General features: G+C 54.8%; 26 protein-coding genes and 1 pseudogene. 6 read left to right on the top strand and 21 right to left on the bottom strand.

Features of this window, described 5'->3' with window-relative positions; all coding sequences use genetic code 11:
• Window positions 1–3 precede the first annotated feature (3 nt).
• The 3 genes from CLR69_RS14945 to CLR69_RS14955 are packed head-to-tail and all read right to left on the bottom strand — an operon-like array spanning window position 4 to window position 992.
• Entirely contained in the window at window positions 4–363 is a 360-nt protein-coding gene (locus CLR69_RS14945; RefSeq protein ID WP_129712327.1) for a TIGR03745 family integrating conjugative element membrane protein, read from the bottom strand.
• A gap of 18 nt (window positions 364–381) precedes the next feature.
• Window positions 382–615, bottom strand: a complete 234-nt coding sequence (locus CLR69_RS14950) for a TIGR03758 family integrating conjugative element protein (RefSeq protein WP_025920323.1) — start codon at window positions 613–615, stop codon at window positions 382–384.
• Window positions 612–992: an integrative conjugative element protein, RAQPRD family gene (locus tag CLR69_RS14955; RefSeq protein ID WP_129712326.1), complete on the bottom strand. Its 381-nt coding sequence runs from the start codon at window positions 990–992 to the stop codon at window positions 612–614. The genes CLR69_RS14950 and CLR69_RS14955 overlap by 4 nt, the downstream gene beginning before the upstream one ends.
• Window positions 993–1,171: 179 nt before the next feature.
• On the opposite strand from CLR69_RS14955, the gene CLR69_RS14960 reads away from it, so the two are divergent.
• Complete coding sequence (locus CLR69_RS14960) at window positions 1,172–2,200, top strand: hypothetical protein (RefSeq protein WP_129712325.1); 1,029 nt, start codon at window positions 1,172–1,174, stop codon at window positions 2,198–2,200.
• Window positions 2,201–2,280: 80 nt separating this feature from the next.
• Here the strand turns inward: CLR69_RS14960 and CLR69_RS14965 are convergent, their stop codons facing one another.
• The 8 genes from CLR69_RS14965 to CLR69_RS23500 are packed head-to-tail and all read right to left on the bottom strand — an operon-like array spanning window position 2,281 to window position 8,562.
• Window positions 2,281–3,030 (bottom strand): TIGR03747 family integrating conjugative element membrane protein, encoded by a 750-nt coding sequence (locus CLR69_RS14965; RefSeq protein ID WP_129712324.1) that lies wholly within the window; start codon window positions 3,028–3,030, stop codon window positions 2,281–2,283.
• Window positions 3,027–5,186 (bottom strand): type IV conjugative transfer system coupling protein TraD, encoded by a 2,160-nt coding sequence (gene traD / locus CLR69_RS14970; protein ID WP_129712323.1) that lies wholly within the window; start codon window positions 5,184–5,186, stop codon window positions 3,027–3,029. Before traD ends, CLR69_RS14965 begins: the two co-directional genes overlap by 4 nt.
• A gap of 4 nt (window positions 5,187–5,190) precedes the next feature.
• Entirely contained in the window at window positions 5,191–5,730 is a 540-nt protein-coding gene (locus tag CLR69_RS14975) for an integrating conjugative element protein (RefSeq protein ID WP_129712322.1), read from the bottom strand.
• Window positions 5,727–6,320, bottom strand: coding sequence for a transglycosylase SLT domain-containing protein (locus CLR69_RS14980; RefSeq protein WP_129712321.1), 594 nt, complete (start codon window positions 6,318–6,320; stop codon window positions 5,727–5,729). Before CLR69_RS14980 ends, CLR69_RS14975 begins: the two co-directional genes overlap by 4 nt.
• On the bottom strand, window positions 6,302–7,018 hold the full coding sequence (locus tag CLR69_RS14985; RefSeq protein ID WP_129712320.1) for a TIGR03759 family integrating conjugative element protein: 717 nt from the start codon (window positions 7,016–7,018) through the stop codon (window positions 6,302–6,304). Before CLR69_RS14985 ends, CLR69_RS14980 begins: the two co-directional genes overlap by 19 nt.
• A gap of 11 nt (window positions 7,019–7,029) precedes the next feature.
• Entirely contained in the window at window positions 7,030–7,680 is a 651-nt protein-coding gene (locus CLR69_RS14990; protein WP_129712319.1) for a hypothetical protein, read from the bottom strand.
• The gene (pilL2, locus tag CLR69_RS14995; RefSeq protein ID WP_433919144.1) at window positions 7,677–8,087 is read right to left on the bottom strand and encodes a PFGI-1 class ICE element type IV pilus protein PilL2; all 411 of its coding nucleotides are present in this window, start codon (window positions 8,085–8,087) and stop codon (window positions 7,677–7,679) included. Before pilL2 ends, CLR69_RS14990 begins: the two co-directional genes overlap by 4 nt.
• Before the next feature lie 46 nt (window positions 8,088–8,133).
• On the bottom strand, window positions 8,134–8,562 hold the full coding sequence (locus CLR69_RS23500) for a hypothetical protein (RefSeq protein ID WP_165504377.1): 429 nt from the start codon (window positions 8,560–8,562) through the stop codon (window positions 8,134–8,136).
• Between the two features lie 371 nt (window positions 8,563–8,933).
• Between CLR69_RS23500 and CLR69_RS15000 the strand changes: the two genes are divergently transcribed.
• The 3 genes from CLR69_RS15000 (at window position 8,934) to CLR69_RS15010 (ending at window position 10,728) form a co-directional block, all read left to right on the top strand.
• A complete protein-coding gene (locus tag CLR69_RS15000; RefSeq protein WP_129712317.1) occupies window positions 8,934–9,386 on the top strand; it encodes a hypothetical protein in 453 nt (150 codons plus the stop codon).
• Complete coding sequence (locus CLR69_RS15005) at window positions 9,317–9,775, top strand: hypothetical protein (RefSeq protein WP_131534991.1); 459 nt, start codon at window positions 9,317–9,319, stop codon at window positions 9,773–9,775. Before CLR69_RS15000 ends, CLR69_RS15005 begins: the two co-directional genes overlap by 70 nt.
• Window positions 9,776–9,924: 149 nt before the next feature.
• On the top strand, window positions 9,925–10,728 hold the full coding sequence (locus tag CLR69_RS15010; RefSeq protein WP_129712315.1) for a hypothetical protein: 804 nt from the start codon (window positions 9,925–9,927) through the stop codon (window positions 10,726–10,728).
• Window positions 10,729–11,184: 456 nt separating this feature from the next.
• Here the strand turns inward: CLR69_RS15010 and CLR69_RS15015 are convergent, their stop codons facing one another.
• The 7 genes from CLR69_RS15015 to CLR69_RS15045 all read right to left on the bottom strand — a co-directional run bounded on the left by CLR69_RS15015 (window position 11,185) and on the right by CLR69_RS15045 (window position 18,070).
• The gene (locus CLR69_RS15015) at window positions 11,185–13,464 is read right to left on the bottom strand and encodes a DEAD/DEAH box helicase family protein (RefSeq protein WP_129712314.1); all 2,280 of its coding nucleotides are present in this window, start codon (window positions 13,462–13,464) and stop codon (window positions 11,185–11,187) included.
• Between the two features lie 135 nt (window positions 13,465–13,599).
• Entirely contained in the window at window positions 13,600–14,709 is a 1,110-nt protein-coding gene (locus tag CLR69_RS15020; protein ID WP_129712313.1) for a DUF6094 domain-containing protein, read from the bottom strand.
• Window positions 14,710–14,779: 70 nt separating this feature from the next.
• A complete protein-coding gene (locus CLR69_RS15025) occupies window positions 14,780–15,427 on the bottom strand; it encodes a hypothetical protein (RefSeq protein ID WP_129712312.1) in 648 nt (215 codons plus the stop codon).
• An 83-nt stretch (window positions 15,428–15,510) separates the two neighbouring features.
• Window positions 15,511–15,852, bottom strand: coding sequence for a hypothetical protein (locus tag CLR69_RS15030; RefSeq protein WP_129712311.1), 342 nt, complete (start codon window positions 15,850–15,852; stop codon window positions 15,511–15,513).
• A gap of 103 nt (window positions 15,853–15,955) precedes the next feature.
• Window positions 15,956–16,300 carry a hypothetical protein gene (locus CLR69_RS15035; protein ID WP_129712310.1) on the bottom strand — a complete coding sequence of 115 codons (345 nt, stop codon included), beginning with the start codon at window positions 16,298–16,300 and terminating at the stop codon, window positions 15,956–15,958.
• Window positions 16,301–16,392: 92 nt separating this feature from the next.
• Window positions 16,393–17,067 (bottom strand): DUF3275 family protein, encoded by a 675-nt coding sequence (locus CLR69_RS15040; RefSeq protein WP_129712309.1) that lies wholly within the window; start codon window positions 17,065–17,067, stop codon window positions 16,393–16,395.
• A gap of 82 nt (window positions 17,068–17,149) precedes the next feature.
• Window positions 17,150–18,070, bottom strand: coding sequence for a DUF3577 domain-containing protein (locus CLR69_RS15045; RefSeq protein WP_129712308.1), 921 nt, complete (start codon window positions 18,068–18,070; stop codon window positions 17,150–17,152).
• Window positions 18,071–18,447: 377 nt separating this feature from the next.
• Between CLR69_RS15045 and CLR69_RS15050 the strand changes: the two genes are divergently transcribed.
• The gene (locus CLR69_RS15050; protein WP_129712307.1) at window positions 18,448–18,771 is read left to right on the top strand and encodes an H-NS histone family protein; all 324 of its coding nucleotides are present in this window, start codon (window positions 18,448–18,450) and stop codon (window positions 18,769–18,771) included.
• Between the two features lie 65 nt (window positions 18,772–18,836).
• Here CLR69_RS15050 and CLR69_RS15055 read toward each other — a convergent pair whose 3' ends face one another.
• Window positions 18,837–19,679 carry a phosphoadenosine phosphosulfate reductase domain-containing protein gene (locus tag CLR69_RS15055; RefSeq protein ID WP_129712306.1) on the bottom strand — a complete coding sequence of 281 codons (843 nt, stop codon included), beginning with the start codon at window positions 19,677–19,679 and terminating at the stop codon, window positions 18,837–18,839.
• 189 nt (window positions 19,680–19,868) lie between these two features.
• Between CLR69_RS15055 and CLR69_RS15060 the strand changes: the two are divergent.
• Window positions 19,869–21,043 (top strand): annotated as a pseudogene (locus CLR69_RS15060) (IS4 family transposase).
• A 51-nt stretch (window positions 21,044–21,094) separates the two neighbouring features.
• Here CLR69_RS15060 and CLR69_RS15065 read toward each other — a convergent pair.
• Together CLR69_RS15065 and CLR69_RS15070 are read right to left on the bottom strand one after the other, a co-directional pair.
• Window positions 21,095–21,460 carry a DUF3085 domain-containing protein gene (locus tag CLR69_RS15065; protein ID WP_005966940.1) on the bottom strand — a complete coding sequence of 122 codons (366 nt, stop codon included), beginning with the start codon at window positions 21,458–21,460 and terminating at the stop codon, window positions 21,095–21,097.
• 147 nt (window positions 21,461–21,607) lie between these two features.
• Window positions 21,608–22,405, bottom strand: a complete 798-nt coding sequence (locus CLR69_RS15070) for a GTPase (protein WP_129712305.1) — start codon at window positions 22,403–22,405, stop codon at window positions 21,608–21,610.
• Between the last annotated feature and the right edge of the window lie 140 nt (window positions 22,406–22,545).

The raw sequence follows: 22,545 nt of genomic DNA on the forward strand, positions 1-22,545 counted from the left end.
CTCTCACAAAATGCCGGTAGCTTCGGTCAGCAGCCAGATGCCGATCACCAGCAGTACGGCCCCAACCGCAACCGTCAGGCCGAACTGGCCCCAGGTTTTCTTGCCGTTGTGGATCTCGGCGTAGGTGCCGTACGCGTGATAGCACACACCGATGAACATGCTGGCTACTACCAGAAGCGCGACCAACAGGACGATGTCGTAGCCGTAGTTGCGGATGGTTTCCATAATGCCGCCACCGGTGCCTCGCGATGGGTTTTCCAGTTGCGGCAATCCCTGTGCTAATGACAGTGAGGGCAAGGTGGTCAGGCTCAAAGCCAGCGCGACGCGCTGAACGAGGCGAGTGGGAGAGTGGTGGTATTTCATGGGGTTGATCCTTTCTGGTTACGAGAGGAGGAAAAACGTCAGCACGAGGTACATCGCGAGAAAGCGCACGATGACACCGAGGAACTGACGCTGGTTGAGTTGGTTCTCGGCCCAGCCGACGTAGGCGGTGCGGATGGCCCATGCGCCCCATAGCAGCAGAACAGCGAACACGATGCCGATCAGGACAGTGGACATGGCTGCAGGTGTGATAGTGCTGTTTGCCTGGAAGGCGCTGATCTGTGCGGCAGTCATGGCTGACCTTCTGGGGAGGCGTTGCTGTGTTCGGATACCGATTCCTGGCGGTAGTGACTGCTCAGCTCGGTGATGTCGCGCGGCTGGGCGCGGGATGGCGACAGATGGAACTGGATGCTTGTGCGTACACGCGCTAAATCATCGAGCAGTCGGGGGTAGTCGAAGTGGTAGCGTTCATCTGGTGCAGTGGAGGTTCTGGATGCGCTTTGCGCAACGAAGCGCTCCAGTGCGTCGAGCTGGCGCAGTGCGGCCGCCAGTTCTTGACGCTGGGTTGGTGTGTCCGCATGGGCAGTCAATGGACTGCACAGCATCAGGGCGGCGGAGAGAAAAATGGGCGCGCTGTAGTGCGCAGCGCGAAGTCGGGTTGGACGCACCATTGCGCAATTCCTCGATTCGATCAGCGAATGTGGTGATCGTGACGAAGTAGGCGCTTCAGGGCTGCAAACAATCGGAACTGTGCAGTTACCGGATTTTTAAATTTTGTGGCCCATGCAGTAAAAAATTCAGGTTTTTATGTTTAATATTCTTCTTGTGGAAAAATCATGGAGGTATGGTTGTGAGTGATATGGAGAAAGCACAAATATTACATGCGCTGAAAAGCAATTTTAATGTGGATAAGGCTATAGTTGATGAGTTGCTAGGGCAAATTAAGGATGAAAGTATTAGGTTGAATTTTCCCAGGATACAGAGGGGGTTAACTGCGGAGGAAAATTATAGGGCAATATTTTCGGCTATGCCTTGGATTAAGAACATAAATGGGTTGCATCAGGAGCAGGAAGGTCATCACAAGAAAGATTATCAGGTTCCAGATTATTCATTGTTAGTGGAAGATTCTGGGAAAATTAATTTCCCATTGTTGGTCGATGTCAAAGTGGTTTCGGGAAACAAGGAGTCGTGTGAGTTAATGATCAAACAGTTGCATTCCTTAAGAGCTTACGCCCGAGATCATAATTCTCAATTATTAATTGCGATTTATTGGGAGCGTTTGGGGTATTGGACACATAATTGTGTGCGAAATTTTGGAGGTAAAAAGAAAAATAAAATCAATTGGGCTGAGGCTATCGCAAATGATGTTTCGCATGTGTTAAGTGATTATTCTTTTGTTGTGGAGAAGGATTTTTATAGGAGGGCTTTTTTCTCTAAAAATAAAGCTGAAGGTATGGTTTCTCACAAAAAATATGGCTATTTTTCTGAGATTTTTATTGGAACTGATCCGAAATCTTTGAAACCTTATGATCTGGTTTTTTCTTCGGCTATTGATTCAATTTTTCGTGGTGAAGAGTTGGAAGTGAAGGAAGTGCCTGGTGGCGTGGAAATGCTAGAACGATTTAGTGGGATGCGTATTGTAAAGGTTAGCAATTGGCTGGTTAATTTTCTTAATTTGTGGGGGTTTGATCCGGCAACTAAGTTTGATGAGAGGAGGGTTACTACACTGGGGCGTATTGCAATGGTTGAGTTGTCACATGAGCTTGATTTTAAGGTAACTTATCTAATTCCTCGTGATAAAAATGAAGATACGGAAAAATTATTTAAGCAGGCTTATGATGGAACGGGTGTTATGAGAGATTATTACTCGGGTGCATAAGGGAGAACTCAAATGAAATCATTGCTTAGCATGACCATATGCTGAACATTGTGGAATAAGAGTGTTACTAACAAGAATTGCTACAAGTACTTCTTGAAACTACTCGCCGTCAGCGCCACAGCGACGCCCAGCAATGCAGCGCCGGGCAGCAGAATCATCAGCGGATGCATCGATACCGGCAGTGCCAGATAGGCTACCCAGGGCAGCACAGCCAGCGGCAGTAACGCGGCTTTTGCCCTGTGGTAAACGAATCCTGATTCCCGACCCGCCCCAAACCTGCGTATATCGCGCCGCACCAGACCATCAACCAGGCCCACAAACACAGCCATGACAATGAGCGGCAATGTTAGTACCAGCACCAGCAGGCGCATCATGAACGTCAGCGTGGTGAAGGCTGCGGCTATCAGATAGTTTTCTGACCACACATAGACTTGGCTCACAAAGTAGCGAAAGTCGCGCGTGGGTGTCTGGCTGGGAGCACGCGCCCGCTCGGCGGTCTGCTGTATGCGCTCAAGCAGTCCGGTCTTGACGAACATCCATTCATAGCCGGTGTCGATGAGCTGGTGTGCCGTGCGGCCCGGCTCCTGCACGATGACGCTGCGGGTAAAGTTATTCGACAGGTGTCCCAATTCGTACTGCAACATCGCCTGTGAGTGTTGCCAGCCCTGGTCTTTCCAGAAAAGATGCATGCCTGCGCATTCCACGATGATTGAAATCAGCAATGAGCCAATCAGCACACCCACTAACCTGAATGGCAAGGTGATGCCACTGGCCAGCAGGCTTTTCCGGCGTGTCTGCTGATGTTGTGCCGTAGCTGTTGGATCGCTCATGGCGCTTTACTCTCGTCGATAATAGGGTCGGCATCCTCATCAATCAGTTCAGGCGGTAGCGCTTGCTCCTGTAGCGTAGGTGAGCCCTGGTTCTGCCACCATTGACCGGTATCGGTGTAGCTTTGACGCATGTAACCTGCCAATTGCTGAAGATCGGTTGGCATGATTTCATCTGGATCGGGGGCAGGCAGGGGCATGCGGACTTTCCACAGGTTGCCACCCTGTAGCAGTGCAAAGCATTGCCCTTTTGGAAGTTGAACAACGTGTGACGGCTCAATCATCGGCACGCTCGACATGCTGATGCGATCCTGCGTGTTGCTGGTGAAGTCGGTTTTGGTGTAGATATCTGAACTGTCGGTTGCGCCGCTGACCACCGTGGTGGTGTAGACCTCCACCTTGGGCAATTGCTTGGTGAGCAGTTCGGCGGTGGCTGTCTCGCGCACGCGCAGCATGAACAGGTTATTGAAATTTCCGACGACTTGACCTGCTTTGGCGCGATTGCCAATGCGTGCTTCGATATCGCTCAGGGTTTGAGTGTAGGCGGTGACCTGGATGCCGGCACCACCACCCTTATTGATCATCGGGATGAATTCGTTACCCATCAACTCATTGAATTCATCGGCATGAACGTTGATTGGTACTTTGGTGTCTGCCGATGCACCGGGCAGGCCGTCGTCGATACCGAATTTGTAGATGTGTCCGGCCACAGAGACCATATCGCTGAACATCGAGTTGCCCACTGCGGCGGCGACTTCGGCATCAGACAGCGCATCGAGCCCGACGTAGACTACCGCACGTTTCCTGATGATCTGCATCCAGTCGAAAATCGGCCTGGGGTCACTCAGATCCGAATAGTTCGGTGCCAGCAATTGGGCGATTTTGCCGCTGGTGAGTTTTTCAAGCAGGGGCAGCAGGCTGGCGACGATCTTGTCGAAATAGGTTTTGTCGTATCGAACCGCCGATCTCAAGCCATCCAGTACGGGGTCGTAGTTACGGGCCTGACTGAGGTATTGCTCAAGGGCAACCACGCGCTTTTCGCGGCCGATCATGTTCCTGGGAATATTCTTCTCGTTGAGCTTGGCTTCAATCTGAACGATGACTTCCCAGGCCTTGGGTTCCGTTCTGGCGAAGTAGTGCTGGGCGTATTCGATGAACAAGGCGTCGATATTGATGACGTGGCGCTGGATCAGCATATAGTCTGGTCGTTGCCCCAGTTCAATCAACGCCCTGGCGATGATGTTGACGAATCGCCAGGCAAATTCCCGGAAGGCCGCACTGTTTCCCTCTCCCGATAGCTGGCCCGAGATACGCGTCGCGACCTCGGAAATTCGCCCGAAACGGCCTACTGCGTTGTAACGGGCGCTGATCTCCGGCCACCCCAGATGGAACACGTAGAACGCGTTCTCTCTGCCTGCGCGTCTTGCCTCGACGAACATCCTCTTGAGCAGATCTGCGTCTCCTTTAGGGTCGAAAACAATGACCACTTCATGCTCGCCGAGGTGATTCTTTCGACGAATGTCCTGGGTGATGAACAATTCGGCCAGCCGCGTTTTACCCACGCGTGTGGTGCCCAGAACGAGTGAGTGGCCAACGCGTTCACCTAGCGGCAGGCTGACATCAACTTCCTCCGGTTCGATGCCATGCAGGCGCGGCAAGCCGCCAACAGGCGGTAATGGCCGTACTGGATTGAGCGGGATATCCCAGGTTGTGAGGCGGGGCAGTAGCGACAGCGGAAAGGGTGCGAATTCCAGCCGTTCCTCCAGGTGTCGTGCCAACTGGTAGGCGGGTGTCGGCTCCACATAGCGCCTGAACTCGGGCCGGTAGGTCTGCATCAATCTGTGGGTGTGCTTTTGTTCCCAGCGAAACCCTTTGCCAATGAACAAGCGTTGTTGGCTGACAGGCACATTCCTGCTCGTCATCACGTAACGTGGCAGGCGACGGATATTGCGGCGGTAGCGCAGGATCACCTGCGCATCGCGCCAGCGCAGTACGCCAAAAAAACCGAATGCCAGTGCGCTACCGATGCCGATGTCCGGACTCAGCGCGAGCGACCACGGTGCTGCCACGCACAGCAGCGCGGCTCCGGCACAAACGGCAACGGTGTAGAGCTCCACAGGAGGGCGCAGCAGTACCTCGACCGGCTGAGTCTGTGCCATCGTGTTATTGCTCAATACCCGTGCTGGTGATGAGCACGGGGTAATGGCGCAGGCCAAGGCGTTCGGCCAGGTCATCGGCGGCAACGGGTGCAAGCTGCAGGCCCGGCGCGGCTGCGCGCAGGCGTACCAGACCGTCCTCAGTCTCTACGTTGACGACCAGACCGACGGCACCACGCTCGCGCAATGATGCGCCCTGGCGTTGCAGCCACACATGCGATGCTTCATCGTCGCCGACCAGGAAGAACGGCTGCAGGCCAGGAGCGTCAATGATCCGGCGTGCTACGGTGCCGGGTGTGAGTTTCGGGCTACGCACTGGCAGCATGTCCGCTTCGGTGGCTGGATTGACCTGCACCGAGGGGAGTGCAATAGGGGGGCGTGGCGTACCAGGTGAACGTGCCTGAAGGCTTAGCGCTTCGTAGTACGGCAGGGCGGATGCCCCGCCCAGGTCTTTCACCACGATGGGCGGTTGTGCCGCGTGCAGCAACGGCGGTACGGTGGTGAGGGGCAGGAGCAGGCCGTATACGGCAGCGATATGAGGCATCATGGGGAGGTCTCCTTGCTGATAGTCGTGGCGAACAATTGCTGTTGTGGCCCTAATACGCGCTGAAGGTGCTGCGACACACTGCGGCGGTAGCGTGCCGCCGGAGCACCTCCAGCGGGTCGGTGGTAGCGACCAATCGCCAGCAGCCAGTCTTCGCCGGGTGTGTGCTGCTCTTTGAGGATCTGCGCAGCGATAGCCAGGTTGTTGTACGGATCGAGTAATTCGCAGGGCTGGCGGTAGCGGTGCTTCTGCCAACCGAGATTGATCTGCCCCAGGCCCACGTCGATGCGGGTAGGTGGTACGTCTTGCAGCGCCTGATGCACTCCTGCGCAGGCTTGCGCCTGGCTGGCATATCGGCGTGACTGGCCGGCGACATTCAGAGACCACGGCCACGGCACGATGCGCTCTCTCTGGTACACGCCACTTTCCTGCAACGCCACGGCATACAGGACGACGGAGGGAATCCCTGCGCGTTGAGCGGCCAACTGGTAGGCGGGAGGAGGGATTTCTTGCGCCTGCGCCAGGTTGGTCAGCAGCAGGTACACCAGTAGTACATTCAGGCGCTGCATGGCGTTCAGGGCTGGCGTTGCCATTGACCATTGATCTGTCTGAGACTGGCAGGCAGTTCTCCGGGCATGCCCAGAGACAACCAGCGGCCGGCATCGTGGTTCAGGGTGATGGTGCCGTTACGCACCCGTACAGGGTCGATCCGGGCACGCTTGGCCCAATCGCGGATACGCGCATCGTCTTGCCGCGAGCCGACCATGTACAGGTCGAATTCAGTACCCGACGCTTGCAGGCGCTGTACGTGCTCGGTGCATGAAAGGCAGTCTTCTTTGATGAACACTGCCGTGCGGCCGCTGCCGGTCATTGCGTTGCTGTTGGGGGCGGCATCCGGCAGGTTCACCCGCTGCATGCCAGGATTCAGCCTTTGCCAGGCTTCATCATAAGCGCGTTGATAGGCCAGCAGCTTTTCAACGCGATGTGCTTCTGCCTGTACTTGCAGTTCGGCATAGCGTTGCCGTTCGTCGTCACTGCGTGCCTCGATGCCCAATGCTGATAGTGGGTCGAGGTTGGGTGAGTATGTGCCGAGTGGCCCCTCCATGAGTTCGCGGTAACGCTGCCATTCTTCGGTGTTCAGGCCCCAGTCCTGGGCCAGGTGCGCGTCTCGGTGCTGTTCGACCCGAGTCGGTACGATACGAGACTCCATAGTGGTGGGCTGCTGTGCCATCGTGGGGAGTGGAAGGGCGGTCACCGCAGCAGCGATAAGGATCGTCATCAGGCGTTTCATGGTCTTCTCCATCAGGGGATCGCCAGGCGGCGCGTCTGTCCAGCGCGGCTGAAAATTGCGGTGTCACCCTCAATGGCATCCAGTCGCCACTGGCCCACGGTTTCGCCGAGCGACACAAGCTGGATTTGTGTGGATGACAGCTTTCCGCTGGCAGGTGCCAGCGAGACCATGCGTTGTCCCGCACGCAGCTCCAGACCCAAGATGCGGAACGGGAATGGCATGTTCCTGGGCGCTGTCGCTGCAGGGTTGGCAGTGCTGTGGGTGGTTGGCGGGCTTGGACGGGCAACGTCCTGTTGAGACTTGAGCCGTTCAAGCTCGTCACGAAGGGTTTGCACGGCTTGTGTGGAAGCCTGGTTTTCCTGCATCTGCTCGATTTGAGCGAGGCGATTTTCCAGATTCTGCTGTAATTCCCGTAGGGCTGTAGCGCTGGCAGGGAGAGTGTGCGTTTGAAGTACCTGCATGCTATCAGCCAGCTCTGCCATGCTTGCTTCCAGTACGTGAACTTGCCGCACGCTGGCATCCACCTGTTCACGTTCAGCAAGGTTGGCTATCGCGCGATAGCTCTGGCTGATAAAAACAGTGAGCACACTCAACCACGCATAGATCAGGAACCAGGAGACAGCGGTTGCCGTGCGCTTCAGCCTCGTAGGTGCGTTGTTCATGGTTGACCTCCTGCGGACAGGGCCGCTTTACCTGCCTTGGCGGCCGGGAGGTCGCTGGAAACTGCACCGACCTTGCTATCTGTGCTGGCGCGTACAAAGCACACCTGCCGCACTCGGTCATCGACCTGCATATCCCATGCTGAGCCAGTCAGGGTCAGCAGAGCGTCGCGTAGGGTCATGGGCCCCATGTGCAGGTGTGCGGCGGGGAGCGGAAGTGAATACAGTTCAATGAGGGTTTGTGCTGTTTCACAGAGCTGGTAACCGCTGCGTTTGAGCACATGCCGCAGGCCATCACCGACGGTGGCACGGGCGTCTTCGGGTATTGCCACGTCAATTACCTGTAGCAGCAGGTCGCGTTGCGCCGCATTGGGTGCCAGTTCAACAAGGGTATAGCGCCCGTAGCGCACGATTGGGATGAAGTCCGGCGTCGCGTCGGGAACCGGGGAGACCGTTTTAATGGGCGGTGAGGGGGGCGGGGCAGTGGTTGTTGTGCATCCGCTGCTCAATGCTGCAATGATCAGCAGGTGACTGACGAACAACTGCCGGGTTGAATGTGTGGGTGACATGGTTCAGCTCTCTGTTGCGATGAGCTGCTACCTTCGTCTGAGGCGTGGGTTTGATCAGCAAAGAATGCGGATTGGGTGCCTTCCTATTTTGCGTCGTTGCCGCAGACGAAGTAGAGGGGGATTTTCTGTTTGACGATGATTCCAGCTCTGCAATTCTCTGAACTACGCTAGGGCCTGATGCAGTAGTTTTATCAATCGGTGAGGCGAGTTCAGCATATGCTGGTGTTTTCCGGAACTTGACCCAATTGCAGCGGCAGGCAAGGAAATTCGGCTCATCGAGGACGATGAGTTGGTGCGGATTTTCCGTCACTGTCACCTGGATCATCTGGAGGCGGAGGGACTGGAAGACGGCGCCATTCCGTTGGCGATCCTCATGCAACCGGTGCCCGTATATTTGGGAGTTACTGGAACAGGTAAACCGTTTATGAAGGTAGCCCCACCGCTCCCTTATAATCACCATGGTCTGACTAAATTGGAGTGGTAATATGCAAATTTATTTAGGTGGAAGTAACAAAAATCTGAACGGAATTCTATAATGTCTGTGATAGGTCAAGAGCGGACATCCAGAAATAGCTGCGTTAAGCCCGAGGTGGTTGTCATCAACCTCTCGTAGACAGTGTCAAATCGCAATTATTTCTCCGCATTTGAGATGTATTGACGTCTAGGAGTCCGTTCAGGAGCTGAGAAATGGAAATTCACCACTACACAAAAGCATCTACCCTTCCATTAATCCTTCAAAGTGGCAAGATCCGGTTCACAAGAGCTGATCACTTGGATGACCTCGCGGAGATGCCTTTTGAAACATTTCACCTGTCGCGGCAGGCTTACTTTGTAAGCTCCTGGGTGAAATCAACTGTTGAAAAATCAGGGCAGTGGTACCGGTATGCAGATCAACACCGAGGCGTTCGCTTGAGCTTCAATAGCTCCCCATTTCCGGTGAATAAATTGCAACTTGAGCTTAGCCGCCCATATAAAACCAAGGACGGCGAATTAAAGAAGGTGGGACTTAAACTCAATGATGCGCCAGCACCATTTACAAAAAAACAATGTTTGGCAAGGGCTTTGTGCTTATGCCATGGGCTGACGAGGAATCCTTCGGTGGCGAAATTCTATATGTCGAAGATCCTTCCGCCTATTTGAAGCAGTTCGTTCGCTCAAATCCAGAGATAACTGAGATTACTGGAGGCTCTAGGTTATGCCGGATAAAGTCCGCGCACTGGGAAGATCAATCTGAGCTTCGGTTTACTCTAATGGCCATTCGAGGACCAGAGCTCATCTATGAAGATAATCCTGATGAGTATGAGCATGAGCTCCTCAACCTCATGGAAAAATGGTATACCTTGGAAACAGGAGCCCCACCGCCAGAGCTGCCTTTCATTGATCTGCCGATAGGCACTTCAATGCTTAATCACATGACATTAACGTTGGGATCAAGTATTAACGAGAAAGATCGCGAAGTTGTATTGCAGGCCATCCAACGCTATGCCCCTAATACCTTAGTTTTAGAAAGCGCGGTACTGATCCGGTGATTTCGAAAAACTGCCAAAAAATGATAGACAGGTCTGGAACGATTGCAGTCACGCGCCAAGCAGAGACGAATTCTACTGAAGTAGTATATTTTTTAGGCTTAAATCATATAGCGCAGACATAAAAATAATGCGTGAATTTCGAGGGCCTCATGCTAGAAAATTATGAATTAATGGAGGAGCGATTTGTTGCATTTATTGATATCCTTGGCTTCAAGGAAATAATCAGAGGCATAGAAGAGCGCAACTCAAAAGATGACCTGATTTTTATGAAAATAAGGTCAGTTTTAAACTTCCTGGATGAAGAGACTTATGAGCCAAACTATGCTACAGACCTTCCAATATACGAAGAAACGAAAGACGGCCTGATAGAAAGAGAGCTTGGAGATCCAAGGCTAACATACATTTCCGACTGCATAATAATATCGGCTCAGCCAACTATGGATGGTTTTAAAGGGTTATCAAGGAAAATTCATAAGATAACCGCTGACTTAGCTTCCGATGGCATATTTTGCAGGGGCGCTATTACTAAAGGGAAATTATTCCACAAGGAACGGGTGATTTTTGGTAGCTCATATATTCGAGCTTTCACGCTTGAAGAGGAGCTTGCAGTTTTTCCTAGGGTAATCATAGATCCAGAAATTATGAATTTCTTTTCCATAAAAGAAGGGCAAATGCCATTGGCTCCTGCTTTTTATGGGCTTGATATTGACGGCTTTTATTATCAGCGCTATTGGACATGGTTTTTATATCCGCCGCATGCTGGTGCGTATTATTCATATTTATACCGAGTGCGTGGGCACATTGACGAAAACCTTGAAAAGTTTAAAGATTCGCCTCGCATCTTAGAAAAATATCAATGGCTTGATCGAGAGTTCAATAGCTTAATTTCTTGGTGGCAAGAGTTGGGACTAATGAAGTTAACGGAACATGAGAACATACTAATGCGCAAATGAGTCGCTTCTCGGATTTGTCAGAGAACTTCCGCTAGCCCTTACGATACATCTATCGTAAGGCGACTATGGGTTGAATCCGCAGCCAGAAGCGGACGTTGCTCTTAACATCTCCAATTTCAGGCTGGGAGCAACTGCTAGACCTGCATATTGTAAATTGTCGTTTTTGTCGAGATCGGACATATAGTGGGCAGTCCAATAAGGAAATCTCCTCCTCCTGAAACCACTCCATAGCTTTGATTGCTGCGGCAGCGGATAGATTCCAGTGACTGCAATAAGGTCGAAAGCAAGCATCTTACTTTGCATCTGGTGTTGTGCCTTCTTTGTTTTAAATGGTGCGCGAAGGAATGGGTTGCGATGACGAACAATCCCGTTGTCTCTGGGCAGTTTTCATTGCCACAGCGCAACGTGTCATGTGAAAAAGCCGACGTCCTTGCGGGACGCCGGCAGACAGGAACATCAGGCTGCGACAAGTTGCCGGGCCAGGGCGACTTCAATAGAGTCTCCATCTTGATTAAGTACATCCAATCCTGATTCAGGAACGTCTCCCGACGTGCTCTGAGAGACCAGAATCTTCTTCGCCATCAGCGCCAGGCACGTCATTTGCGACGTGGCCGCATACCCCAGGTAGATCACCTTCACAGGCTGCTTCTGGCCGATACGCCAGGAGCGTCGTGCGGCCTGCTGCAGTGTGTACACGTTGTACCCTGATTGCATGAACACAATCGTGGGGAACTCCAGAAGATCCAGCCCTGTTTTGACAAGCTCCGGGTTGGTGATGAGGACATCGATGCCACGGTCGAGCTGTTCTGCAATCCAGTCTTCACGGCGGCTGGCATCGACGCTGGCGCGCAATACCGCAACCCGAAAACCTTCTTGCTCCAACAGCATTTTCAGCCTGCTGGTGGTATCTCGCGTGCCTGTGTAGACGGAATAGGCCAGGATCTTGCGCCCCTCTGCTTTCTCCTGCTTGCAGATGTCGATCAGTTCCCGCTCTTTAGGCATCACCTGCAGCTCGTTGAACTGGGCCTGGGTGAATGCCAGTACCTCTCGCGTACGCGGGTGGCGCACGGTTTCGGTACGAAAGCAGCAGTCAGACCAGGCCAGCAGCACATTGAGCACCACGCCCAGCAAGGTGGTGTCCCGCTTACGCAGGGCTTCCTTGAGCTGACTCGTCAGGCTGGCAGCGAGCTTGCTGTAGGTATCACTTTGCTCGGCATCCATCTCGACTTCCCTGAACTCTTCGTCATATGGGGGCAGTACGCCACCAATATCCCGGAGTTTGAGGAAAATCGTGAAGGGCAGAACGCAGCGCAGCACGCCCTTGGGGCCGAACCCTGGCGCTTTAACGGTTCTGACGGTGACCTTCGAGCCTCTTGCGGTCTTGTGGGCCGGGCCGTCGCTCTCGGAATAGATGTCCTTGAGGACGCCATGATCCCGCATGAATGCCATGGCCGCAGCGTTCATGCTGCCACTGGTACTGGGTCGGTAGCCGTCTTCGATCATACGTCCGGGCAATGCTCGGAACAGCAGATAGAAGAGATCGGAAGCGTAGCCTCCCATCAGCGTGCCGGTGAGCAGCAACGTTTTGCGGGTTTTGGCCGCAATCACGCCCATGGCCTGACCTTGCGCGGAACCGCCTGTCTTGTACTCGTGGGCTTCGTCGGCGATGAGCAAATCGAACGTGCTTTGCGGCAGATACCGCTTCACGAATTCGCTGGGTTGATAGCCGCCCTCACCGAAGCCGAACTCCATACTCGACATGGCGCGTTCCATGCGCTGAGCCTGCCGGTCTGAAAAGACCAACTCCCCCCGGTTGTCCATCAGATTGATGAACTGGTGGAAGTTGTCCCCAAGCATCGAGGCCAGGAATGAATCGCCAAAGGTCTTCATCAGTTTGGCAGCCGTGGCTTCACCAATGGTCGGAATGCGTTTTAGCGCCCGCAGTACTGCTGCGGATTGATCGCTGCCTGACAAACTGCGTGGTCGCATCAGTGTCCAGAGGGCACTTTTGCAAACGCCACACTTGCGACGCACTTCCTCAGCATCGAGTTCCAGTGCGCTGACGGGCTCGCCATCAAGGGTGTGAACCATGGTGCCGCAGTGTGGGCAAAGCCCAACGGTGCCGTGACGGGTGCGTTTGCGAACGAATGCAGGCTTCCAGTGGAAGCCCATTCGCATGCGCACACGGCCAATGATGAAAAATTCCTGTCCATCGGCTGGCACGTTCAGTTGCTCGCGCAGCTTGATCAGTTTGAGCAGCGTGTCCGGGCCGTTGAGCACCCAGACTTTGGCCCCCGTGACGGTTTCGAGAATCTCCCGCCGCCATTTATAGACCAGGTGCGGTGGGCTGAGCACGAGTGTGCGGCGATAGCCTTCCGCATTGAGTACCGCCGCCAGCGCGATGCCGACAGTGGTTTTTCCTGTCCCCATCTCACCATTGACGATGGCTGCGCGCTCGCCCTGATTGACGAGCAACTCGGCCGCTGCATGCACGACCTCAGCCTGGGCGGGGAACAACTGTCGCTTGAGACTGGCGAGAATGCGTTGGCGGTTTGCACGTGGCACACCGTTGTAGACCGGTGGATTGGCCCGGTTGAGAGAGTCGAGCAATTCATCCCCGAACTCGCTGACGAAATCCTGCATGCTGATGGAGAGTTCGTCGTTCGCAGGGCCGAACAGATCACCGGTTTCGGGTGATTGCGTGACGGCAGGGGCCGCTTCGATTTGTATGCTCATGGTGATGCTCCAAAAAATGGGGCATGCACCGCCCAGGGGCGATGTATGCCCCGATGGGTAAGAGAAATGAGCTGGTGTTGAACTCGGGTTCAGTGGCCAGCAGTGTGTAGGTGGTACTGCTTCCCCTTGCGGGGATTAATGGATGGTGAGAATCCGTCCCAGCGTGGCTGAGTTGGGAGACAGGTCCCATGCTCTGATGACGGGCACGAACTTATCGGTGAGAATGCGCGTTTCGGCGATTGAACCGTCATCGCGTTCGCAATACTCGGTGCTTGTCGCCTTCTGCTTGTAGGTGTCACCCTTGACCGCAAGTGTGCGGCCGCTTTGGGACTGCACGACGCCGGAGATCGCACCCGCTGCCAGGGCCAATGCCAGGTGCCATTCAGATAAAGCACGAGCAGGCGCGCGCAGCGACTGCTGCGCGGCACCGAGGTGAGTCTCGAACGCTGGCCACAAACCTCGCAGACGCTGTACTTCTTCGGCGAACTGCATCGGCTCCATGCTGATGCGATAAAAATGCTCGGGTTCGGCCTGGGTGCCTGGCACGATATAGGGAAGCGACGTCCACTCGGGCGGCAATTCCTCTACGTCCTGTTCTCCCTGCCCGATTTGCAACAACCGGGCGCGGGTGGACTTCACGTCTTCACTAGCCAGATCGCGCTGGCGAGCACGACGACCAAATAGCACCACTTGTTTGAACTGTGTATCTACCGCACGGAAGACACGCAGGTCGGCGAAGTGGCGTGTGAGCCAGCCCACCATTTCCTGGTCGAGCACATAGAACGGAATGATGAAAACGAGAATACCGTGGTACTGCAGCAAGGGCAGTGTCCGCTGGTAGAACAGCTTTTCCAGTCGGGGCCGGCCCTTACCGTCGTAGCCGATGTTGCTGTTGGCATCTCTGGATAAGTCGCCGTACGGTGGATTGAGCCAAAGCAAACCGAATGCCTGACGCGAGATGAGGGTATCCATCAGGTCGGCATGGATGCAGTGATCGACCAACAACCGTGCATGGCTGGCGCGCTCCTGATCGTACTCGACAGCGTACGAACGGGTGTGATCAAGCCCGAGGGCATGGGCGGCTTCGGCAATCGCAACGCCTTCGCCTGCACAAGGGTCGATAATGCACATGGGCTCATCGCTGGGAGCCAGTGCGGCGAGTGTCCGTTCGAGCGTGGACTCATCGGTAGGGTAATAGCCATTTTTGGCAAAATTTCTGGCGAGCCGGGGAAACATGAGTGCCATAGGGATCTCCTGTCTGGCGATGATGAAAGAACGTGCAGGTGCCTGGTAAGGTGCGCCTGCCGTGAAATGATCAGACCACCGCGTGCGGTGTCCAGATCTGTGACGGATAGGGATAGGCCGTGAGAACGCCGTTACGAATAAGCTCGCCCAGCGCATCGGTGAGTGCTGGCACGTCCAGTCCAAGGCGAAAGCCCTGCAGCGGCCCGAGAGCGACCGGTAGCTCATGGAGCATGTCGCGGCTGCTCAGTAACTCCAGCACGGGCGTTTGCCAGTGGTCGAGCAGTGGCAGCGGACATGTATCTTTGACGAGTTGCCACAAGCGAACGGTCGGTTCAGCAGCAGAGCGCGGCAGTAGCGCCAGTGCGCTGGCTGTGCTCTTGTCAGGGCAGATGCAACGCTGGTCGAACAGCCACAGATTGGTGAGCGATCCAAACAGCGTGCGGCGATAGTTGCGGGTCAGACGCTTTTCAAGGCGCTCGACCGAAGGGATGAACACAGGTACGGAGCCGCCGTGCTCTGTGATGAGGTGAAACTGGTTCAGTCCATCGTCATCGCGGCCCAGTGTGAGTCGGGCGATAAATTGCTGGATAGCAGTATCCCGCGCCCAGATTGAGACAAAGACCAGATCGCCATTCTCGCGGCAGACGCAGGCATCGACCATCAGGTCAGTACATTCGTCGATGCGGAACAACGGTTGCTGTAATGAAGATTCGGGCATGGTGGTGTCCTCAATAAAAAATTGAGGGGCAACACCACCCTTGGGGCCGTGTTGCCCCAAGGGGATGAAAGCGCGTGAGCCGTTCAGCTTTCACGTTCGGCGAACGAACCGTCAGCCTGATGAATGACTACACGGTTGCCGACATTGTTTTCGGCATCACGCAGAACTTCGCTGAACATGCTCTCGGGCACGGTGATCTGAAAATGCAGCAACACGGCACGGTAGTAATCCAGGCCATGGCCAAATGGATCACGCTCTTGCAGGTTGCTGTACAGATAGATGTCGTGTTCGTCACACGTGTCTTCCTCGATCGGTTCTTCCGGTTTCTCAATGACGAGAAAGAAGTACTGCATCGGGCGATCCCAGCCGAGGTAGAGAGTGGTGGGAAAACCCAGGTGAGAGGTAGTGAAGTAGTGCCGACTCATGGTGAGGCTCCTGAAATGAAAGGACCGGGAACCTCCCTTGCGGGGAAGACCCCGGCGGGTGGATAAATACCGCATCAGCGGCGTGGAGATCGACGGTTGGCGTTCAATACTCGCTGCAACCAGCCGGACAGCAATTCGGATCAAGACCGTGTGTGCAATAGCCGTTTTCAGCATTCCAGTCCTGGGTCTCCTGCCTTTCAGCGGGCGTTGCATAATCCCATTCCCGTGCTATTGACAGCGCCTGTGCACGCAGGTGCTCGGGTAGTTGATCAACATGCTGGTCAATTGATGAGCTCAGGAGAACAATGTAATGGTCGTAAGCCAGCCCGCAGTACCTGCTAGCCTCTGTGGCTGCTGTTTTGCAGACAACCTGCCAGGCTTGTTCATCCAGTACGATGCGGGCATTTCCGTCAGCGTGCGAGAAAGAGGTTGTATCGTTTGTGAACATGATGGTGTGCTCCAGAAAGAAATCGGAGTCCTCCCCCAGGGAGGCGGGGCTCCGGTGGGTGGGGAAAAATGCGGCAGCAGTGACAGGATGAATCAGGTCGCCAGAGATTCTGGCTGGCGGTTCCACTGCTGGGCCGTGGCGTCGAACGCATAGCTCAACTGGCTCAACCGCGCGACTTGCAGGCGCAACGTGCGGCGGTCAATGGTTGCGTCCAGCTTCACCGATTCACCCAGCGGCCAGAGGATGCCGAACAATGCAGCATCATCGCTATCGGGATTGTCCGAGGCCGCTACAGTCGCGGAGGGTGCATCGACGCTGAATGGCGTGGTGTCGACCAGTGGGTCCTGGGTGGCTTGTACAGGGGCAGGCCTGGCCTTGGATTTGGACGTTGCGGTTGGCGTGGGTACGGGTTGAGTACCCGATTCCTCATCAAGCGGATCGACATCCTGCGTGGCGAAGGCGCGAGCCTCTGCTTTGCTGAGTTTGTCGATACCAGACAAGGTCATGCCATCCAGGTTGGCCCGGATCTCGAATCGCATGCCGTCGCCGACAGGATAGGCTTTCGGATAAATATATCGAATCGCAAATTCACCCTCATACTTTCCTTCGGGATACTGCTCCAGTTCGGGATCTTTGACATGGAACAGCCCAAGGTGAGTGGTGAGACGACCGACTGTGAACCGGCCGTTACGACCGGATATTGTGCGGATTGCGAGTTGGCCGCGAACGATAATGGGGGGAGTGGATTGAACGGCTGCTGTAGCCATGGATAATCTCCTGGGATGCGTTGTACTACCGATAACCTTGGGAAAAGAGACAAGACCCCAATGTGAGGTCTTGCCGATCGGCTTAGCGTGAAGTGACGAGAGCGGGCTCTTCTTCTACCGAGGATTGCGCTTCAGGTTCGGTTGTACCGGGCGTCGTAGGCGGCATATCCACGCTGTTATCAGACCTTTCTGACGCAGTGGATACCGCTGTAGCATGCTCGGAAGAGGGAGCCTGGTTGGCAGTGGGATAGACCAATTGGCCATCGATCTTGATCAGGCCAATATGGATCAGTTTGGACTCCAGACTCGCAGCCGGCTCGCCGGCATGCTCGCCCTTCGTGCGAAGGTACGGATCAGCTTTCATGTCGTTGAGACGAAAGGCCACCAGTACCTTGCGCTCAGCCTCGACGGCCTGCACGCAACGGCGCACCAGATGTTGAGCCTCCGGTGTGGTCACGATGGTGTTGATGTACCGGTATTCCGGTTCTTCGACAGGCCCGGCCAGCGCACCGATGGTGCATGCGAGGAACGGGTCACCCTTCTTCGGTGTGACGTCTTTGGGCCGATTGAGGTAGCCAATGCCCCGAGTGACCAACTCGTACTGTTCGATTATTTGCAGTGCGGCAGGGGCGATCAGTTCAGCTTTCAGGAGCCGTCCCTTGAGACTGGCTGCCGGTTCACCCTTGCGCTCACCGCTGGGGCGAATGAATGCATCACTCCACAGATCCCCCAGCCGGAACTTGATCATCGGACGCTGCTTTGGATCATCAATGCCGACATAGTGTTCGACCAGTTTTTTAGCCTCGGCACCTGTGACTTTGACATCAAAATAGCGGGTGGTCGGTTCTTGGGACGAGCCGACCAGCGCTGCGATGGTGCAGGCCAGGAAGGGTTGAGCACGTCGGCCACCCCGCACGGGAACTTCCCGTACGCGTTGCAGACGACCGTAACCTTCGGTGTGCAGATCGAAATAGGCCTTTTCGCCTGAAGTAGAATGAGTCATGGTGAAATCTCCATTGAAAATGAAGCGGAGACACACCAGGCCCGATGGCGGGGGTGTGTCACCCCGCGATGGGTTGATAAGGCGAATGCATCCACTACCGGTAGAAGCCGGTGGTCGTCCGCGCGAGGATGCTGTGCGAACTGGCTTGGTCATGCGGTTTTTGCCGCACCGCAACCTTGGAGACCGTGGTTGCGTGGCATGTCGCTGACAACGTCAGCAAAACATGCAGACAGAATGCCCGTGCCTCAATGCCGGCGCGACGAGAAATATGAACTGGAGTCGTTCCCTATTTTCGAGATGCCATTCCTCTGGAAATGGCTGTCGTGGTACAAACGCGTACTTAACGACTTTCTGCATCACCCATGGAGGGAGAAATAATGTCGATTGATTTGCAGGCGCTGTCCGCAGCCGAATTGAAGAACCTGATCGCATCCGCACAGGATCAACTGGTCAAGGGAGAACGTGAACGCATCAAGGCTGTTCGCGAGAAAATTCTGCAGTTGCTGGAAGGTGAAAATCTGGAGCTGGAGCAGGTCTTCCCGAACTCGAAGCCGAGTCCTCGGGTAAAAAATCCTGTGGCTCCCAAATATGCACATCCCGACAACCCAGGCCTGACCTGGAGTGGTCGAGGTAAGCAGCCGAACTGGTTCAAAGAGGCGCTCGCGGCAGGCAAAACGCAGGCGCAGTTATTGCTGCCCTAGTCGTTATCCAAAGTGGCACCTGATCAGCACAGACCCAAGACAATCAGGTTTCCCTGCGGCGCGATTTAATCACCGCAAAAACAGGCCACCGCATCTTCGGTTGAATCGAACAGATCACCCTGATTTGCGGCGAAGCGCGCCAGATCGGCATAGCTGGGACCGTCAATACGAAACCGTGTGCCACTGGCTTTGCTGGCCAGATTCAGTGATTCCATGCGTATCCACCATATGGCAGCTTCCGGTCTGGCCTTGATGAGGGCCAGTCGCTGTCCCTGTGGCTTGAGGAAGCACAAATCACAGTTGCCTTCGAGTGTGCGGCCTTTCACGGTCAAGAGTTCCAGATCGAAAGGTTGCGCCTGCCAGAACGCACTGACCTCGTATACGCTGATGTTTGCATCGGCCAATGGCATGCACATCATTTCATGGCTTGATTCCGTGGAGTGACCGCGTGCCCGAATTTTGGCGACACGCCGTTGCTCGTCGGCGCGGATGCCAATGAATTGATCCCATTCCGCCCAACCAAGACTGCGCAGGTATTTATGCATCGGCCGAATTTTCAGGCTGGTGGTGCAGCCGCGAGCAACGGGATTGGGCAGGTATTGGCGTTTACGGATCAACGCCTCGAAAGGCTCACCCTGACGGCTGGCCGTCGTGAAATCGACCCGTGTGAACCCTGGTGCAGCGTCCTGATATTCGAGCCAGTGGATGGAGGTTTTCCAATGTGTGGCGCAGTCACGCACGAAGCGCAGGGTAGCCTCTACTTCTTTGCCCGTGTTGGCGAAGCAGACTATGGTATCGGCAGGCAGGCCGCAGTTGGCCTGTAAAACGCGCCACAGCATATAGGCACTGGTGCGGCCACCGGAAAAACTGATGCAGGTCGGGGAGTCAATCTTGAACGGGTCGCGCATGGGGGTGTCTCCAGGGGATCGCTGGCGGAATGGCCCGTCGTGGGCTGAGACGCATGCGTGTCAGCGGTGGAGGTGCTGGCGCGATAGGAAAGAAGCCCCCATGAGGGCTGACGGTTCCCCATAAATAAAGACAGGCATAGAAGGTTGTGATCTACTTAGTGTTCCACCAAAAAGTAAGGTCACGCCTCTATGCCTGCTTCACAAGTTTGCCATAAATTTTTTAGCCAGTCCCTGAACTCACTCCATCAGTACCGTAAAATGCTCTGCTCGATATGACCGTTGCACTGACGCGTGGCGCATCGCTCTCTCTGACCAGCATCGGCAGGTATCTGCCAGGACCGGCACGGGTTAAGCACAAGATTAAGCGTGTTGACCGCCATCTCAACAGTGACCTGATGTTTAGCGATGTCCCCGCTGTTTATCAGAAGCTTGTATCCCGCCTCACCTGCAGCCTTTCATTATGCGTTATTGCCGTGGACTGGAGCGGCTATCCGTCATCGGAGCTCAGCGTTTTGCGGGCGAGTCTACTGTGCGATGGAAGAGCTATCCCGCTGATGAGTAAAGTCATTTCCTCTCAATACCAGAACAACGCTACCGTTCAGAACGATTTTCTCGATCAGATGGCTGCCGCCATCGGCAAAGATAAGCAGGTCATTGTTGTGACTGATGCAGGCTTTCGCAGCAGTTGGTTTCACCACATTCGCTCTCTGGGCTGGCATTTTGTCGGACGTATCAGAGGTCGCCTTTATTTTCAGATAATCGGGGATGAGGAATGGAAAATGGCGCGGGATATTACGTCAAGAGCGAAGTCATGCTATCTGGGATTTGGGCGACTGGCACGCAACGCCAGCCGTGACTGCCTCGGGCATTTCTATACCGTGCATAAGCGGGCAACGGGCAGGAAAGGTAACCAGTGCTTCCCTAAAACGGACAAGATGTATCGTAAAAGCGCGCGTGAACCGTGGCTGCTTTTTACCAGCCTGATGGGATATAAACCACGTGAGATAGTTAAAATTTACAGTCGCCGTATGCAGATAGAGCAGAATTTTAGAGATGAGAAAAGTGAGCGCTATGGACTGGGGCTTAGGGCAAGTAAAAGTCGGGGCGAAAAGCGAATATCAGTGCTCTGCCTGATAGCGACACTCTACAGCATCATCATGTGGCTAACGGGTTATTATCTTGAAAGCAAAGGAATAAATAGATGGTTTCAGGCGAACAGTGAGAAATCTCGGAGGGTGTTGTCGTATCTGACATTGAGTGAAAATGTCATCCGTCAATCACCGAGGATCCTGTCGAGGATGAACCCCGACAGGGTATACGACGATATGGCGAGAGCCTATCGAAACATCATCATGGTGTATTGATGATGTTTCTGGGGATCTCTCAGCCCATGAGGGGGCTATGGAGGACGAGGCTCAGTTGCTATCGGGGCTTGTCGCGACAACTTGCAGGAAAATCTGTGTTGCGGTAGCGGACACTTCGAGATCACCAGCACCATCCAGGATGCCGGTAAACACCCTGTCGCCAGGTTCGAAAAACTCACCAAAATCATCGCCACCGAACTCAGCGCGTGAACGCTCCCACCAGTCGTCGAAGGGCGCAACGTCAGGGTTGCAGCCAATTGCGTAGGCGATCAGCTTTTGACGCCCATCGGGATGGCGTTCACCATGCTCGGCGAGCCAGTAAACACCCTGATCCTTGACCAGGATGATGCGGCACTGATTGGCAACAGCCTCGGCGATGACGGGCCGCAATTCGGCTCCTTTGAAGCGTAAAGTCATACAAGTTACTCCTGAGAGGATGGTATGCCGGGCAACACAGTGAAGAAGTGTTGTCCGGGGCGGGGGATTGGTGCGTATCCCAGTCGAGGTGCGATAAGTAAACGATGCTGGTCAGATAACCACCGTATAGACGGGTTGTCTGTCGCGTCATGACTTGCGTCGCAGCGGCTTTTGAATGGTGCGCACACGTATGCGACGCCAACTGCCATCGTCGATCAGCCTGAACAGTACGTCTCCGAGGGTATCGAAGAACACACCGTCAACCCGTTCAACCAACTCTCCATCGTGGCTCAGCACTACGGCATAGAGGTCGTCGGCGCGTTCGTATTGCACAGTGACGCGGCCATTGAATTTCGCCGTGCTTGTGTTGAAGCTGATAGCCGGTGGTGTAGCGATGATGTCCTTGGGCAGTGGATCAACCCAGGTGAAATCCCGCGCACCCGCATCAACCAGCAGGTGCGTAATCCGACGAAAACCATCCGGTGCCGGCAGCTCCTCCAGTTGCCTGATCAGTTCCTGTAACTCCGGGCAGCGGGGTTGCGGGATCGGAAGCTTGGCGGGGGCGGAGCCGAGGACATACGTCTGGAGCTTGTAGGGCTTGCCATCAGCGGTGTATTTGGTGCGCTCTTCGGGGGTGTCTGCGCGAAGACCGTCGAAGCGATGCCGTGCGTAGGGTTCGACCTGCACCCTGGCTCCTTCGTCTGGATCTTCGGTCACGAGCGTCCGGTCAAGCACGGCGAACTCGATTCGGCCCGTCTTGACGACAATGGCATCCTCCGTCCTGGCGATGATCTTTCCTTCAAAAGGCTTGGGATCAATGTGAAAGCCCAGTGTCGACACCTTGGGCTGGCCGTCAAAAATTTTGAACCTGAAACTGCGGGCATTGGAAGGAACGTGGTCACGCACCAATGACTGCATCTGATTGCGAATGGTTTGATGATCCATGGGAAAGTCTCCAAAAAAAGGAGCTCCCCAGCCACAAGGGAGGAGAGCCCCTATGGGTGGAATGAGAAAATAGCGAAAGCCAACACACCGTCGGCGTGTCGCAGTCTTGATGGCCTTGACTGCCTGGGATGTTGCCAGCT

Origin of the sequence: Pectobacterium zantedeschiae, assembly GCF_004137795.1 — a bacterium.
Classification (GTDB): Bacteria; Pseudomonadota; Gammaproteobacteria; order Enterobacterales; family Enterobacteriaceae; genus Pectobacterium; species Pectobacterium zantedeschiae.

Excerpts from the sequence above, each read along its gene's own strand:
- CLR69_RS15000 (WP_129712317.1), top strand. The coding sequence starts at position 8,934 with ATGGAAATTCACCACTACACAAAAGCATCTACCCTTCCATTAATCCTT.
- CLR69_RS14965 (WP_129712324.1), bottom strand. The coding sequence starts at position 3,030 with ATGAGCGATCCAACAGCTACGGCACAACATCAGCAGACACGCCGGAAA.
- traD (WP_129712323.1), bottom strand. The coding sequence starts at position 5,186 with ATGGCACAGACTCAGCCGGTCGAGGTACTGCTGCGCCCTCCTGTGGAG.
- CLR69_RS15025 (WP_129712312.1), bottom strand. The coding sequence starts at position 15,427 with ATGCCCGAATCTTCATTACAGCAACCGTTGTTCCGCATCGACGAATGT.
- CLR69_RS15035 (WP_129712310.1), bottom strand. The coding sequence starts at position 16,300 with ATGTTCACAAACGATACAACCTCTTTCTCGCACGCTGACGGAAATGCC.
- CLR69_RS14975 (WP_129712322.1), bottom strand. The coding sequence starts at position 5,730 with ATGATGCCTCATATCGCTGCCGTATACGGCCTGCTCCTGCCCCTCACC.
- CLR69_RS15005 (WP_131534991.1), top strand. The coding sequence starts at position 9,317 with ATGCCATGGGCTGACGAGGAATCCTTCGGTGGCGAAATTCTATATGTC.
- CLR69_RS15065 (WP_005966940.1), bottom strand. The coding sequence starts at position 21,460 with ATGACTTTACGCTTCAAAGGAGCCGAATTGCGGCCCGTCATCGCCGAG.
- CLR69_RS14945 (WP_129712327.1), bottom strand. The coding sequence starts at position 363 with ATGAAATACCACCACTCTCCCACTCGCCTCGTTCAGCGCGTCGCGCTG.
- CLR69_RS14980 (WP_129712321.1), bottom strand. The coding sequence starts at position 6,320 with ATGGCAACGCCAGCCCTGAACGCCATGCAGCGCCTGAATGTACTACTG.
- CLR69_RS15030 (WP_129712311.1), bottom strand. The coding sequence starts at position 15,852 with ATGAGTCGGCACTACTTCACTACCTCTCACCTGGGTTTTCCCACCACT.
- CLR69_RS15055 (WP_129712306.1), bottom strand. The coding sequence starts at position 19,679 with ATGCGCGACCCGTTCAAGATTGACTCCCCGACCTGCATCAGTTTTTCC.
- CLR69_RS14990 (WP_129712319.1), bottom strand. The coding sequence starts at position 7,680 with ATGAACAACGCACCTACGAGGCTGAAGCGCACGGCAACCGCTGTCTCC.
- CLR69_RS15050 (WP_129712307.1), top strand. The coding sequence starts at position 18,448 with ATGTCGATTGATTTGCAGGCGCTGTCCGCAGCCGAATTGAAGAACCTG.
- CLR69_RS15010 (WP_129712315.1), top strand. The coding sequence starts at position 9,925 with ATGCTAGAAAATTATGAATTAATGGAGGAGCGATTTGTTGCATTTATT.
- CLR69_RS14955 (WP_129712326.1), bottom strand. The coding sequence starts at position 992 with ATGGTGCGTCCAACCCGACTTCGCGCTGCGCACTACAGCGCGCCCATT.
- CLR69_RS15070 (WP_129712305.1), bottom strand. The coding sequence starts at position 22,405 with ATGGATCATCAAACCATTCGCAATCAGATGCAGTCATTGGTGCGTGAC.
- CLR69_RS15015 (WP_129712314.1), bottom strand. The coding sequence starts at position 13,464 with ATGAGCATACAAATCGAAGCGGCCCCTGCCGTCACGCAATCACCCGAA.
- CLR69_RS15020 (WP_129712313.1), bottom strand. The coding sequence starts at position 14,709 with ATGGCACTCATGTTTCCCCGGCTCGCCAGAAATTTTGCCAAAAATGGC.
- CLR69_RS15045 (WP_129712308.1), bottom strand. The coding sequence starts at position 18,070 with ATGACTCATTCTACTTCAGGCGAAAAGGCCTATTTCGATCTGCACACC.
- CLR69_RS15040 (WP_129712309.1), bottom strand. The coding sequence starts at position 17,067 with ATGGCTACAGCAGCCGTTCAATCCACTCCCCCCATTATCGTTCGCGGC.
- CLR69_RS14985 (WP_129712320.1), bottom strand. The coding sequence starts at position 7,018 with ATGAAACGCCTGATGACGATCCTTATCGCTGCTGCGGTGACCGCCCTT.
- CLR69_RS14950 (WP_025920323.1), bottom strand. The coding sequence starts at position 615 with ATGACTGCCGCACAGATCAGCGCCTTCCAGGCAAACAGCACTATCACA.